We start from the raw sequence: 14,172 nt of genomic DNA on the forward strand, positions 1-14,172 counted from the left end.
ATGAACATCTCCGGCATCTTCATCCGCCGTCCCATCGGCACCTCGCTGCTGGCGGCGGGCGTGTTCGTGACGGGCCTGATCTGCTACCTGCTGCTGGGCGTGTCGGCGCTGCCGGACATGCAGTTCCCGGCGATCTTCGTGCAGGCCAGCGAAGCCGGCGCGGACGCCACGACCATGGCCTCCACCGTGGCCGCGCCGCTGGAGCGTCATCTCGGCCAGGTGCCCGGCATCGAGATGATGAACTCGCACAGCTCCGAGGGCGGCACCTTCGTCTTCATGATGTTCAACACCGGCGTGAACCTGGATTCCGCCGCGCGCGACGTGCAGGCCGCGATCAACGCGGCGATGCCCGACCTGCCCACCGGCCTGAGCGGCACGCCCAGCTACGAGAAGGCCAACCCCAACGACGACCCCATCATCGCCATCGCGTTGACTTCGGAGACGCAGTCGGCCGGCGATCTCTACAACGTCGCCGACACCCTGCTGGCGCAGCGCCTGCGCCAGCTGAAGGGCGTCAGCGAAGTGGACATCGCCGGCGCCGCCACGCCGGCGATCCGGGTGGACGTGAACCTGCACGCGCTGAACGCGATGGGCCTGTCGCCGGACGACCTGCGCAACGCGCTCACCGCCGCCAACGTCACTTCGCCGGAGGGCTTCCTCTCCAACGGCAAGACCACCATGGCGATCAGCTCCACCGCGCAGCTGCATACGGCGGATGACTTCGCGAACCTGGTGATCGCGATGAAGAACCACACGCCGGTGCGGCTGTCCGACGTGGCACACGTCTACCAGGGCACGCAGGACGCTTACCAGTCCGCCTCGTTCCAGGGCAAGCCGGCGATCCTGATGTACGTGTTCAAGAAGTCCGACGCCAACGTGATCGCCACGGTGGACGAGGTGCGCGCGCAGTTGCCGATGCTGCGCAACTACCTGCAGCCGGGCACCACGATGACGCCGTTCTTCGACGACACGGCCACCATCCGCGCCTCGCTGCACGAGGTGCAGGTCACGCTGCTGATCTCGCTGGCGATGGTGATACTCACCATGGCGCTGTTCCTGCGCCGGCTCGCGCCCACCCTGATCGCCGCGCTCACTGTGCCGCTGTCGCTGGCCGGCGGCTTCACGGTGATGTACATCCTCGGCTTCACGCTCAACAACCTCACCCTGCTCGCGCTGGTGATCGCCATCGGCTTCGTGGTGGACGACGCCATCGTGGTGATCGAGAACATCATCCGCCACATCGACGCCGGCATGACGCGCATGGAGGCCACGCTGGCGGGCGCGAAGGAGATCGGTTTCACCATCGTCTCGATCACCGCCTCGCTGATCGCGGTGTTCATTCCGCTGCTGTTCGCCGGCGGCTATACCGGCATGTTCATGCACGACTTCGCGGTGACCCTGGTGGCGGCCATCGTGATGTCGGCGCTGGTGTCGCTCACGCTCACGCCGGCGCTGTGCGGGCGTTTCCTCAACGGCCATGGCCGCGAGGAAAAGCCGTCGCGGATCGGCCATGCGCTGGATCGCTTCCATGCCGGCATGCAGGGCATCTACAGCCGCGCGCTGTCGTTCTCGCTGCGCCACACACTGGCGTTCTCGCTGACCCCGCTGGTGCTGATCGTGCTCACCTTCTTCCTGTTCGGGGTGGTGAAGAGCGGCCTGTTCCCGCCGCAGGACACCGGCCTGATCTGGGGCCGCGCCACCTCCAGCGCCACCGTATCCTTCGCGCAGAGCGTGAACCGCATGCAGCGCCTCACCGACATGATGCTGGCCGATCCCGACGTGGCCAGCGTGGGCACCCGCCTCGGCAGCAGCCGGCAGGGCACCAGCGGCTCGTTCAACATCGACCTGAAGACCCGCGCACAGGGCCGCAAGGACGACACCTTCGCCGTGCTGGCGCGGCTCAGCGCCAAGGCCGACAAATACCCCGACCTCAACCTGCGCCTGCGCCCGCTGCAGGATCTGCCCAGCGCCGGCGGCGGCGGCACCAGCCAGGGCGCGCAGTACCAGATCGGCCTGCAGGGCGACGACCTGGCCGAGCTGCAGACGTGGCTGCCCAAGCTGGTGGCCGAACTGAAGAAGAACCCCAAGCTGCAGGACGTCGGCAGCGACGTGGACGAGCAGGGCCTGCGCCAGAACATCGTGGTCGACCGCGCCACCGCCGCGCGGCTCGGCGTGTCGCTGGGCACCATCGACGGCGCGCTGTACGACGCCTTCGGCCAGCGCTCGGTGTCCACCATCTACTCGGACATCAACCAGTACAAGGTGGTGGTGAATGCGCTGCCCAACCAGACCGCCACGCCGGACGCGCTCAACCGGATCTACGTGAAGTCCAGTTCGGGCGCCATGGTGCCGATCACCGCGCTGGCGAAGCAGGTGCCGGGGCTGGCGCCCTCGTCGATCACGCACGAGAACCAGCAGACCACCATGGATCTCAGCTTCAACCTCGCGCCGGGCGTGAGCATGGGCGAGGCGATGGCGATCGTGCAGGCCACGGTCGCCAACATGCGCATGCCAGGCGACATCAAGCTCAACGTCGGCGGCGACTTCCGACGCTTCCGCGACGTGCAGAGCGGCATGTCGCTGCTGGTGCTGGCGGCCATCCTCACCGTCTACATCGTGCTCGGCATGCTGTACGAGAATCTGATCCATCCGGTGACCATTCTGTCCACCCTGCCGGCGGCGGGCGTGGGCGCGCTGATGGCGCTGTGGATCACCGACACCGAGCTGTCGGTGGTGGCACAGATCGCGCTGGTACTGCTGATCGGCATCGTGAAGAAGAACGCGATCATGATGATCGACTTCGCCCTCGTGGCCGAGCGCGAGCACGGCAAGACGCCGCTGGAAGCCGCGCACGAGGCCTGCCTGGTGCGCTTCCGCCCGATCATGATGACCACCATGGTGGCGATCCTCGCCGCGCTGCCGCTGGCCATCGGCCTGGGCGAAGGCAGCGAGCTGCGCCGCCCGCTGGGCATCGCGCTGATCGGCGGCCTGCTGATCTCGCAGAGCCTCACCCTGCTCAGCACGCCGGCGCTGTACGTGGTGTTCTCGTGCCTGGGGGCGCGCTTCAAGGCGTGGCGCGTGCGCCGCGCCGAAAAGCGCCGGGCGCGACGCGCATTGCCGGTGCGCGCGGCGGGTTGACGCGCTCTTTCTCCCTCTCCCCTTCGGGGAGAGGGTTGGGGTGAGGGGCGGGTGCTCGCGATGGCCTTCTTTTGGCTGACTTTATGCTCTTGCGTTGTTGCCAGTGACAAAGCGGTTTCGTCCGCCTGCCGGCGGCCGAGCTACTTCTCTTTTGCTTGTCCAAAAGAGAAGTAGCCAAGAGAAAACGACACCCCGATGCGGCGCTTTCCGTCCATCCATGGACGGAAAGTCCGTGAGTCATGGCCGGGCTTTTCGGCCGGGCTTCCTGCCCGGTCGAAAAGGTGTTGCCTTCCCTGGCAACGCCCGCTGCGCGGCCTGATCGTCCACGCCTCACCGCCGCACAGGGGCCCCGGAAGAGCAGCGCGCTCCCAGCGCGCAGAAGCCACGGCCAGGGCAGAGCCAAACCCAGGCGAAGCGAGGCGCCCGATAGCTCTGCTCGTCATCCCGGCGCAGGCCGGAATCCAGTGACGGTATGGCTAGGACAAGCGTGATCGCTACTGGATCCCGGCCTGCGCCGGGATGACGAGCAAGAAGCAACGCGAGGCGCTGCAAAGTTCAGCCCTCAGTGTCCAGATACGGTGCGGTGTGGCCGCTGTGAAGCCCCTGTCGGCGGGAGTCAGTCCAACCTCCTCGGCACAGCCTGCTTGTAGTGTCGGCGGATTGAACTAGGCCATTTCTCTGGGTTACTTCTCTTGACTCCGGGCTTCCTGCCCTGCGCCCTTCGGGCCGGCTTCGCCGTTCGCCACCGCTCCTGCGGTGGCGTGGGCCAGCAAAGAGAAGTGACTCGGGCGCCGGCAGGCGTCCGAAAGCCCGCCGCAGGCGAGCCAGGCTACGAAAGAGGGTGGTCGTCGCGAGTACGAACCCCCACCTTGTCCCGCGAAACCGCTGCCACGCGGAGCCAATGCGAATATCCGCCTGAACGGTCGACGATAGCCCCCGCACACAACCGTGCCACTCCCCGTAAGATGACGATCCGGCGTCCGCCGGATTGCCATCAGGGGGCATGCAGCATGGTTCGGTTTCCGTCGCGTTTTGCGCGCAGCGGCGTGGTGCGGGCGTGCGCCGCGCTGGCCTTTGTGGCGTGCGCCTGGGCGACCGTGTGGCCGGAGCCGCAGCCGCTGCAGAAGCTGTTCGTGCTGGCGCTGGTGCTGCTCGTCACCGGCGCGCTGCTGTGTGCCACCTTGCGCCTCGCCTTTTCGCTGTTGCTGGGCGGCGGGCTGTTCTTCGCGCTGCGCTTCATCTCCAACCTCAAGGAGACGTATCTCGAAACGGCGCTGATGCCGGCGGACTTCGTCTACTACGCGCGCTCCAGCCTGCTCGCCACGCTGCGCCACTACCCGCACCTGTACCTGCTGGCCGCGGGCGTGCTGCTGCTGGTGCCGCTGCTGCTGGTGCTGGCGTGGCGGCTGGATTGGCCGCTGTCCGCGCGCGGTCGTGGTTGGGGCGGGGCGGCCTGGCGCATCGGCGGCGTGCTGTTGTGCGCGGTGGCGTTCCGAGTGTGCCTGTTGCCGGAAGGGCCGTTCGCCGGGCTGCACAACCGCGACGTGTGGGACAAGCTTTCCGACGACGCCCAGCTCACCAACTTCTTCATCAACATCAACGACGGCGGCGTGACGATGCCGGCGATGTCGGACGACGCGGCGGCGCAGCACGAGTGGGCCGCCACCGCGGATGCCAGGCCCGGCGCGCGGCCGGCGCCGTATCCGGACATCGTGCAGGTGCTGGAGGAAAGCACCTTCGATCCCTCGATCTACGCCGCCTGCGACGTGCCGGGCTGCAAGTTCGCGATGTTCCAGCCCGACGCGCGCACGCGCGGCACCGGCCTGCTGCGCACGCATACCTGGGGCGGCGGCACCTGGGTCAGCGAGTTCGCCGTGCACACCGGATTGCCGCAGGACATCTTCGGCGCCGGCGGCATGTACGCGCCCTTCGTGCTGGCGCCGCATGTGCGCGACACGCTGCCCGGCCTGCTGCGCCGGCTGGGCTACCTCACCATCGCGATCTATCCCACCAACGGCGCCTTCCTCAACGGCCGCGACGCGTACCGCGCCTACGGCTTCGACCATCTCTACGGCGCGGGCGAGCTGGGCCTGGACGAATGGGACGAGACCGACGCGCAGATGTTCGCCGCGGCCAAGCGCGTCTACGACAAGGTGAAGAAGCCGGGCCAGCCGGTGTTCGTGATGATCCTCACGATCAACCAGCACGGCCCGCACGACGACAACCCGATGGCGAAGCTGCCGCCGCCCTGGCGCAACATGGTGCAGGGACTGGGCAACAAGGACGAGCGCGCGCTGGATTTCGACACCTACCTGTGGCGCCTGCACGACTCCGACGTGGCGATGCAGGGCCTGGAGCGCGACTTCCTCGACCGCGCGCAGCCCACCGTGCTGGTGCACTTCGGCGACCACCAGCCCTCCTTCGACGGTCTGATCCGTCCGCTGGCGCGCACGCTGCCGCCCGCGCTGGTGCCGGAGCGCGACTTCCTCACCTACTACATGATCAAGAGCAACTTCGCCGGGCCGCCGCTGCCGAACTATCCCGCGCTCGACATCGCCTTCCTGCCGACCATGGTGCTGCAGGCCGCCGGCTTGCCAGCCGATCCGTATTTCTCCGCCGCAACCGTCTTGCGCGAGCGCTGCCAGGGCCGCTTCGACGATTGCCCGGACAAGGCACTGCTGGCCTCCTACTACGCATGGATCTTCCGGCGGCTGCACGTGTACGAGTGAGGCGCGACGGCGGCTTGCGGACGTGGCGGCGCGCCGCTAGGGTACTTGCCGAAAGTTTCGCCGGGGAAACCTCCCGTGAGTACCGAAAAGACCATTGCCGAAGCGGCTGCGCAGCTTGGCGTCAGCGTGCAGCGCGTGCGCGGCCTGTGCCGACAGGGCGCGCTGGATGCGCGCAGGGTGGGCGCCACCTGGCTGATCGCGGCGGACAGCCTGGCGCGCTACGGGCTCGCCACCGCGCATCAGGTCGCGGAGGATCATCCCGCCCATGCGGGTGGCCATCCGAAGAAGCCGGTGGCGCTCAGCTTCTTTTCCGGCGCCATGGGCCTCGACCTCGGCATCGAGCGCGCCGGCTTCGACATCCGGCTGGCCTGCGAGATCGACAAGTACTGCCGGCAGACCATCGCGCTGAACCGCCCGGACATGGCGCTGATCGGCGACATCAACGCCTACAGCTCCGACGAAATCCTCGACTACGCCGGCCTCACCCGCGCGGACGATATCGACCTGATCGTGGGCGGCCCGCCGTGCCAGGCGTTCAGCACCGCCGGCAAGCGCAACGGCTTCAACGACGACCGCGGCAACGCCTTCCTCACCTATCTCGACATCGCGTTCGACCTGCGCCCGAAGTACCTCGTGATCGAGAACGTGCGCGGCCTGCTGTCCTGCCCGATGAATCATCGGCCGCATCATCTGCGCGGGGCGGACTACCCTGGGCTGGCCATGGACGAGTTGCCGGGCGGCGCCCTGAACTTCGTGCTCAGCGTGATCGCGAAGGCTGGCTACGCCTATGCCTTCAACCTGTACAACGCCGCCAATTTCGGTACGCCGCAGGTGCGCGAGCGCGTGGTGATTGTGTGCGCGCGCGACGGCGCCAAGCCGCCCTACCTCGAACCCACGCATGCCGAAGGCGGCCAGCATGGCCTGAAGAAGTGGCGCACGTTCCGCCAGGCCGTGAAAGGCCTGGCGCAGCACCACCACCTGACGTTCCCCGAAAAGCGCCTGCGCTACTACCGCATGCTCGACGAAGGGCAGAACTGGCGCGACCTGCCGGAAAAACTGCAGCGCGAGGCGCTGGGCAAGTCCTACTTCGCCGGTGGCGGCAAGACCGGCTTCCTGCGCCGCATCGCCTGGGACAAGCCCGCGCCCACGCTGGTGACCCATCCGGCGATGCCCGCCACCGACCTGGCGCATCCGCAGGAACTGCGCCCGCTCTCGGTGGAGGAATACAAGCGCGTGCAGGAGTTTCCCGACGGCTGGCAGCTCGCCGGCCCGCTGATCCAGCAGTACAAGCAGATCGGCAACGCCGTGCCGGGCAGCCTCGGCCTGGCCATCGGCACGCTGGTGCGCCGGCTGCTGGAAAAGCGCGACGTGCCGTCGCTGGCCGGCTTCAGCTACTCGCGCTATCGCAACACCAGCGACGTGGAGTGGATGCGCCACTTCGCCGGCCAGTCGGGCGAAGGGCGGTCGGCCGCGCAGTCGGGTTTGTTCTGATCGCTATTGCAGGGCGGCGATCTGCTGACGCATCTCGGCGCCGACGCGCGTGGCGATGGCCAGCAGTTCCTCGTAGAAGCCGTGGCCGCCCAGCGCGTTCCAGTAGTCCTTTCCGATCAGTACGCAGCTGTCTGCGGCCATGTTGAAGATGCGCCTCGGAAAGCCCCAGTTGTAGTCGGTACGGTTCTCGCCGAACGGGTTGTAGTAAAGACCCAAATAGACTTTCGCGGTGGGGTCGGCCAGTTTGAGCTTGAGCAGGTCGCGCTTGGCCTCGGCGGTCTGGTCGAGATTCGGCTTGACCGTCTTGATGCTCATGTGGCGGTTGATGCCATCGCGTTGCCACCGTAGATCCGAGATTACGCGTACGTGCTGGTCGTTGCCGGAGGTGCGTGCGGCACGCAACTTGGCAATGGTGTCGTCCAGCAACGGCACGGTGGCCTGTTTGCCGCTGCGCAGGCCGTTGATGTGATCCTCGATGGCGGTTGGCACGGAGCCGGGCAGGGTGAACTCCGTCGTTTTCTGGGTTTGCGCCAACTGCGCGCCGCCGATTTCGGCGGCGATCCGCGAAACCTGCTCGATGACGCGCTGGCCGAACGAGGTGCTGAAGGAGCGCTCGAAGCGGCTCCAGAACAGGGCCTGCTCGGACAGCAGGGCGGCGTGGAACGGGCGATGGGTGTCCTCGGCTTCCAGCCTGCGAATCGTGTTCAGCACGCACTCGCGGAATTCCCTTTCGATGAACGCGACGTGTTCTTTCCGCATGGGTGCGCCTCGAGGCTGCGGGTGGCGGACCACTGCTGTCCTGAATAATCTGGGGATGGTGTCGAAGGATGAAGGCCCGCGCCGCTTGCACGAAGCATTGCGAGAAGGCGATTTCATTTCCGATAACGACCACCTATCCAGACTGTCATCCCGGCGAAGGCCGGGATCCAGTAGCGACCATGTTCGCTCAGGCCGCACGGCCACTGGATGACTCGCTTCGCTCGCCCCTCCGGGGCCGCCCTGCGGGCGTTCTGCGCGCTTCGCGCTTGTCCGGCCTGCGCCGGAATGACGAGAAAGACCGCGGCCACGAATGTTCAAAATTATTCCGGACAGTAGTGGGTGGCGGACAGCAGCGTCCGGACGCTACAAGAAGGCCGCCCGCTATGATCGCCTCGGCGCGCGCGGCGCGTTACAGGGGATTGCACATGCCGGTTCCATCCATGTCGCCATCGCTGGCCATGGCCATCATGCTTGCCGCCTGCGCGGCGATCGCCGGAGCCTTGCTCGGCGTGCACTCGCCCGATGGGCTCTGGCTGCACTGGATCGCCAAGCCGCTGGCCACCGCGCTGATCTACGCGCTGGCGTGGCGCGCGCGGCCGGCGGTGTCGGTGCGCTACCGGCGTTTCGTGCTGGCCGGCATCGCCTGTTCGTTGGCGGGCGACGTGTTGCTGATGCTGCCGGGCGATCTGTTCGTGCCGGGTCTGCTGGCGTTCCTTGCCGGGCATGCGTGCTTCATCGCTGCCCTGCTCGGCGACAGCCGCTTCGCGCGGCCGGTGTGGCCGCTGCTCGCCTGCCTTGCGTATGGCGCGGCGAACCTCGCCTTGTTGTGGAGCGCGATTGCCGTGCCGCTGCGCGTGCCGGTGATCGTCTACGTCGCGGTGCTGTGCGGCATGGGCGGGCAGGCGCTGGCACGCGCACTGCGCGGCGACGCGCCGGCACGGCTGGCCGCGCGCGGCGCGCTGGTGTTCATGCTCAGCGACACGCTGCTGGCCTGGGATCGCTTCCGCGGCCCGCTGCCGCTGGCCAGCCTGTGGGTGCTGGCGACGTATTATCTGGCGCTGTGGTGGATCGCCCGTTCGGTGCAGAAGGCATGAATACGCAGGAACTCATCATCACCTGGGCGACGCCGGTGTTCTTCCTGCTGATCGGCGTCGAGCTGCTGGTGGCGAAGCTGCGCGGGCGCGACGCCTATGCCGGCAACGACGCGATCAACAGCATCGGGCTGGGCGCGATCTCGCAGCTGGTGGCGGTGTTCGCCAAGCTGCTGACCATCGGCATCTATGCGTGGTGCGCCGGGCACCTCGCGCTGTTCCATCTGCCGGCGGACAGCGTGGCGGTGTGGATCGGCGCCTTGCTCGCCTACGACCTCTGCTACTACTGGCTGCACCGCATGGGCCACGAGGTGAACATCCTGTGGGCGGCCCACGTGGTGCATCACCAGAGCGAGCGCTACAACCTCTCCACCGCGCTGCGCCAGACCGGCAGCGGCGTGCTGCTGGGCTGGGTCTTCTACTTGCCGCTGGCGATCCTCGGCGTGCCGGTCGAGGTGTTCGTGGTGGTGGCGCTGATCGACCTGCTGTACCAGTTCTGGGTGCATACCGAGCAGATCGGCCGGCTGGGCTGGTTCGACCGCGTGTTCTGTTCGCCGTCCAACCATCGCGCGCACCACGCGGTGAACGACAAGTATTTGGATCGCAATTACGGCGGCATCCTGATCCTGTGGGATCGCCTGTTCGGCAGTTTCGTGGAAGAAGACGACGCCGACCCGCCGGTGTACGGCACGCGTTCGCCGCTGCGCAGCTGGAACCCGCTGTGGGCGAACGCCGAGGTGTACTGGCGCACCGCGCAGGACGCGTGGCACGCGCAGCGCTGGCGCGACAAGCTGCTGGTGTGGATCAAGCCGCCGGGCTGGCGGCCCGCCGACGTGGCCGCGCGCTTCCCCAAGCCGGACTTCGTGATGCCCAGCGAGCGCTACGACCCGTCCATGGGCACGGCGCTGACGTGCTACGTGCTGCTGCAGTTCGCCTTGCTGCTGGGCATGGTCACGCAGTTTCTCGGCATCACCGAAAGCGCGGGCCTGTCGACATTGCTGCTCTATGCGCTCTGGCTGGTGCTCGGCATCACCGTGCTCGGCGCGCTGATGGAAGGCCGGCGCTGGGCGTGGTGGGCGGAAGGCCTGCGCATGCTCATCCTCGCGGCGTTGCCGTGGATCACCGGCCGCTGGTTCGGCGTGGCGCATCTGGACGTCCGGATCGCGCTGGCTTTCGCGCTGGTGTTCGGGGCGAGCGCGCTGGCGTTGCCGTGGCTGCGATCTGCTTCCGCCGGGTGAATTGCGGCTTCCTTGTTTCCTGTAGCGAACCTGTTCGACTCGTCATTCCGGCGAAGGCCGGAATCCAGTGACTGCATGACCTGAATGAGCGTAACCGTCACTGGATCCCGGCCTTCGCCGGGATGACGAGCAAAAGGCCGCCATGCCCACGCGACCGATTCGCTATGATCCGCCGACCATCCAGGGGAGCGAGCCCATGTCATTGCTGAGCAAGATGCTCCGCCACAAGTCCATCGAGCAGTTGCAGGGCGAGGTGGGCCAGCGCAGCGATTTCCGCCGCGTGCTGGGCCTGTGGCAGCTCACCGCCATCGGCATCGGCGGCATCATCGGCGTGGGCGTGTTCGTGCTGGCGGGCCAGCAGGCGGCGCTCAACGCCGGCCCGGCGGTGATCCTCTCCTTCCTGATCGCGGGCATCGCCAGCGCGGCGGCGGCGCTGTGCTACGCCGAGTTCGCCGGCATGATCCCGGTCACCGGCAGCGCCTACACCTACGGCTACGCGGTGCTCGGCGAGCTGGCGGCGTGGCTGATTGGCTGGGATCTGCTGCTGGAATACGCGCTGATCGTGGCGGTGGTGGCGATCGGCTGGTCGGGCTACGTGCAGTCGGCGCTCACTGGTATGGGCATTGCCGTTCCGGTGTGGGCGCAGGGCGCCATGGGTACGGGCGAAGGGCACGTGTTCAACGTGATCGCCTCGTTGGTGACGCTGGGCGTGGCGGCGCTGCTGACCTTCCGCACCGAATGGGGCGCGCGCTTCAACACGCTGGTGGTGGCGATCAAGGTGGCCGCCGTGGTGCTGGTGATAGTGATCGGCGCGTTCTACGTGAAGCCGGGCAACTGGGTGCCGTTCATTCCCGTGCGCGCGGTGGGCGCCGACGGCGCGTTGCACTTCGGCTTCCAGGGCGTGGCCGCGGCGGCGGCGGTGGTGTTCTTCGCGGTGTTCGGCTACGACACGCTGACCACGGCGGCGGAGGAGTCGAAGAACCCGCAGCGCGACCTGCCGCGCGCGGTGCTGCTGTCGTTGGGCATCTCGATGGCGATGTACCTGGCGGTGTCGCTGGTGCTCACCGGCATCGCGCGCTACACCACGCTCAACACCGCGGCGCCGGTGGCCGATGCGTTCAAGGGGCTGGGCCTGCAGTGGGTGGCCGAGACGGTGTCGGTGGCGGCGGTGTTCGGCCTGATCAGCGTGCTGTTCGCCTTCATGCTGGGCGCCACGCGCATCTGGTTCGCGCTGTCGCGCGACGGCCTGCTGCCGGGCTGGTTCGCCAAGGTGCATCCGCGCTACGGCACGCCGCACCGCCCGACCATCGTGCTCGGCGTGTTCACCGCGCTGGTGGCGGGCCTGCTGCCGATCGAGGAGGTCGCCAAGCTGGTGAACATCGGTGTGCTCTCGGCCTTCATCGTGATCTGCACCTCGGTGCTGATCCTGCGCAAGCGCAAGCCGGAGCTGCACCGCGCGTTCCGCACGCCGTGGGTGCCGCTGGTGCCGCTGGTCGGCGTGGCGTTCTCGATCTGGCTGCTTTCGGAGCTGCCGGCGATCACCTGGAAGGTGTTCCTGATCTGGGTGAGCCTGGGCCTGGTGATCTATCTCGGCTACGGCATGCGGCACAGCAGGCTGGAGCGCGATCGCAGGTAGTTTCGCCAGGCGGCATGACCTCTGGCAGGGGGATGGCCGCCGGGCGCGGCCTACCATCGGGCGGCCCTCGTTGTCTGCCGGAGCTTCCCGTGAATCGCCATGCCCTTCGTTCCAGCCTGATCGCCGCCGCGGTGGTCGGGGCGCTTTCGCTTTCCGTCGCCCATGCGCAGGACGCCCATCGCGCCGCGCCCGTCGATACGCCGTACGACGGCACGCTCGCGCTGAACGTGGATCTCACCGACGCGCCGAAGCGCATGTTCCGCGTGCACGAGACGATTCCGGTGAAGCCGGGCGAGATCACGCTGCTGTATCCCGAATGGATCCCCGGCGAGCACGCGCCGTCCGGCCCGATCCAGAACGTGGCCGGACTCGTCATCACCGCGAACGGCAAGCAGCTCGCCTGGAAGCGCGACCTGCGCGACATGTACGCGATCCACCTCGAGGTGCCGCAGGGCGCGAGCCAGCTCGACCTCTCGTTCCAGTTCCTCTCGCCCGCGCCGGGCGAGGACAGCCTGTTCGGCGCCAGCGCCTCGTCCACGCCGAACCTGGTGGATGTGGAGTTCAACCAGGTGGCGTTCTACCCGGCCGGCTACTACTCGCGCGACATCCATATCCAGCCCACCGTGCAGCTACCTGCCGGCTGGAAGTTCGGCAGCGCGATGGAGGTGGCCAGCCAGAATGGAAGCACCGTGCAGTTCAAGCCGCTGACGTTCAACAACCTGGTGGATTCGCCGCTGATCGCGGGCGAGCACTTCAATCGCGTGGATCTGGCGCCGGGCGCCAAGGTGCCGGTGCACCTCAACGTGGTGGGCGACGGCGCGAAGGACGTCAAGCTCACCGACAAGGAACTCGCGCAGCAGCGCGCGGTGGTGACGCAGACCAACCTGCTGTTCGGTGCGCACCACTACGAGCACTACGATTTCCTGCTCACGCTGTCCGACCATACCGGCCACTTTGGCCTGGAGCACCACCAGTCCAGCGACGATCGCCTGCCGGCCGACTTCTTCACGAATGACGACATGCACACGGCGGCCGCGAGCCTGATGCCGCACGAGTTCGTGCATTCGTGGAACGGCAAGTTCCGCCGCCCGGCCGACCTGTGGACGCCCAACTTCAACGTGAAGATGCAGGACGACCTGCTGTGGGTGTACGAGGGCCTCACCGACTACTGGTGCAGCGTGCTCACCGCGCGCGCCGGCCTGTGGTCGCCCGAGCAGTTCCGCGACACGATGGCGGACATCGACGCGCAGATGAGCGAACGCACCGGCCGCGCCTGGCGCTCGCTGCAGGACACCGCCGACGCCGCGCCGCTCACCTACTACGGCGGCGGCGGCTGGGCCAACTGGCGCCGCGGCACCGACTTCTATCCCGAGGGCCAGCTGCTGTGGCTGGACGTGGACACCAAGATCCGCGAACTGTCCGGTGGCAAGCACTCGCTGGACGACTTCGCGCATGCCTTCTACGGCATGGACAACGGCAGCTACGTCACCAAGACCTACACCTTCGACGACGTGGTGAACACGCTGAACCAGGTGCAGCCGTACGACTGGGCGAAGTTCCTGCGCACGCGGCTGGACTACACCGGCGCCGAACTGCCCGAGCACGGCATCGCGCGCGGCGGCTGGAAGCTGGTCTACACCGACAAGCCGAATGCGCAGACCAAGGCGATGGAAAGCATCCGCCACGGCGTCGACCTCGCCTCCTCGATCGGCCTGTCGGCGTCGAAGAGCGGCGACATCTACGACGTGCAGTGGAACGGCCCCGCCTTCAAGGCCGGCCTGGTGCCCGGCCTCAGCATCGTGGCGGTGGACGGCAAGGACTACTCGCCCGACGCGCTGAAGGACGCGATCACCGCGGCCAAGACCGGCACTGCGCCGATCGCCCTGCTGGTGAAGAACGTCGACGTCTACAGCACGGTGAAGATCGACTACCACGGCGGCCTGCGCTACCCGCATCTGGAGCGCGCCGGCGGCAAGGATCTGCTGGACGCGATCGCCACTGCGCGCAAGTGACGCCACGCAACTTTGCGTGACGTCATCCCGGCGCAGGCCGGGATCCAGTTGAGACAAGGCCTGTCCGGGCCATACCGT

The 14,172-nt window shown here is 67.5% G+C and carries 8 protein-coding genes; 7 read left to right on the top strand and 1 reads right to left on the bottom strand.

Annotated features, from left to right (window positions below; translation table 11 throughout):
• The 3 genes from ACZ5Z2_RS00670 (at position 1) to ACZ5Z2_RS00680 (ending at position 7,358) form a co-directional block, all read left to right on the top strand.
• Entirely contained in the window at positions 1 to 3,138 is a 3,138-nt protein-coding gene (locus ACZ5Z2_RS00670; protein WP_464760059.1) for an efflux RND transporter permease subunit, read from the top strand.
• 1,010 nt (positions 3,139 to 4,148) lie between these two features.
• Positions 4,149 to 5,867: a sulfatase-like hydrolase/transferase gene (locus ACZ5Z2_RS00675; RefSeq protein WP_464760060.1), complete on the top strand. Its 1,719-nt coding sequence runs from the start codon at positions 4,149 to 4,151 to the stop codon at positions 5,865 to 5,867.
• Positions 5,868 to 5,942: 75 nt separating this feature from the next.
• The gene (locus tag ACZ5Z2_RS00680; protein WP_464760061.1) at positions 5,943 to 7,358 is read left to right on the top strand and encodes a DNA cytosine methyltransferase; all 1,416 of its coding nucleotides are present in this window, start codon (positions 5,943 to 5,945) and stop codon (positions 7,356 to 7,358) included.
• A gap of 3 nt (positions 7,359 to 7,361) precedes the next feature.
• On the opposite strand, the gene ACZ5Z2_RS00685 is transcribed toward ACZ5Z2_RS00680, so the two are convergent.
• Positions 7,362 to 8,117: a TdeIII family type II restriction endonuclease gene (locus tag ACZ5Z2_RS00685; RefSeq protein ID WP_464760062.1), complete on the bottom strand. Its 756-nt coding sequence runs from the start codon at positions 8,115 to 8,117 to the stop codon at positions 7,362 to 7,364.
• Between the two features lie 440 nt (positions 8,118 to 8,557).
• On the opposite strand from ACZ5Z2_RS00685, the gene ACZ5Z2_RS00690 reads away from it, so the two are divergent.
• The 4 genes from ACZ5Z2_RS00690 (at position 8,558) to ACZ5Z2_RS00705 (ending at position 14,094) form a co-directional block, all read left to right on the top strand.
• Positions 8,558 to 9,211, top strand: coding sequence for a lysoplasmalogenase (locus ACZ5Z2_RS00690; RefSeq protein ID WP_464760063.1), 654 nt, complete (start codon positions 8,558 to 8,560; stop codon positions 9,209 to 9,211).
• The gene (locus ACZ5Z2_RS00695; RefSeq protein WP_464760064.1) at positions 9,208 to 10,446 is read left to right on the top strand and encodes a sterol desaturase family protein; all 1,239 of its coding nucleotides are present in this window, start codon (positions 9,208 to 9,210) and stop codon (positions 10,444 to 10,446) included. The genes ACZ5Z2_RS00690 and ACZ5Z2_RS00695 overlap by 4 nt, the downstream gene beginning before the upstream one ends.
• A gap of 196 nt (positions 10,447 to 10,642) precedes the next feature.
• Entirely contained in the window at positions 10,643 to 12,082 is a 1,440-nt protein-coding gene (locus tag ACZ5Z2_RS00700) for an amino acid permease (protein WP_464760065.1), read from the top strand.
• Positions 12,083 to 12,171: 89 nt separating this feature from the next.
• Positions 12,172 to 14,094, top strand: coding sequence for a M61 family metallopeptidase (locus tag ACZ5Z2_RS00705; protein WP_464760066.1), 1,923 nt, complete (start codon positions 12,172 to 12,174; stop codon positions 14,092 to 14,094).
• Positions 14,095 to 14,172: the final 78 nt, after the last annotated feature.

It is taken from the genome of Rhodanobacter sp. G1, from assembly GCF_055397855.1.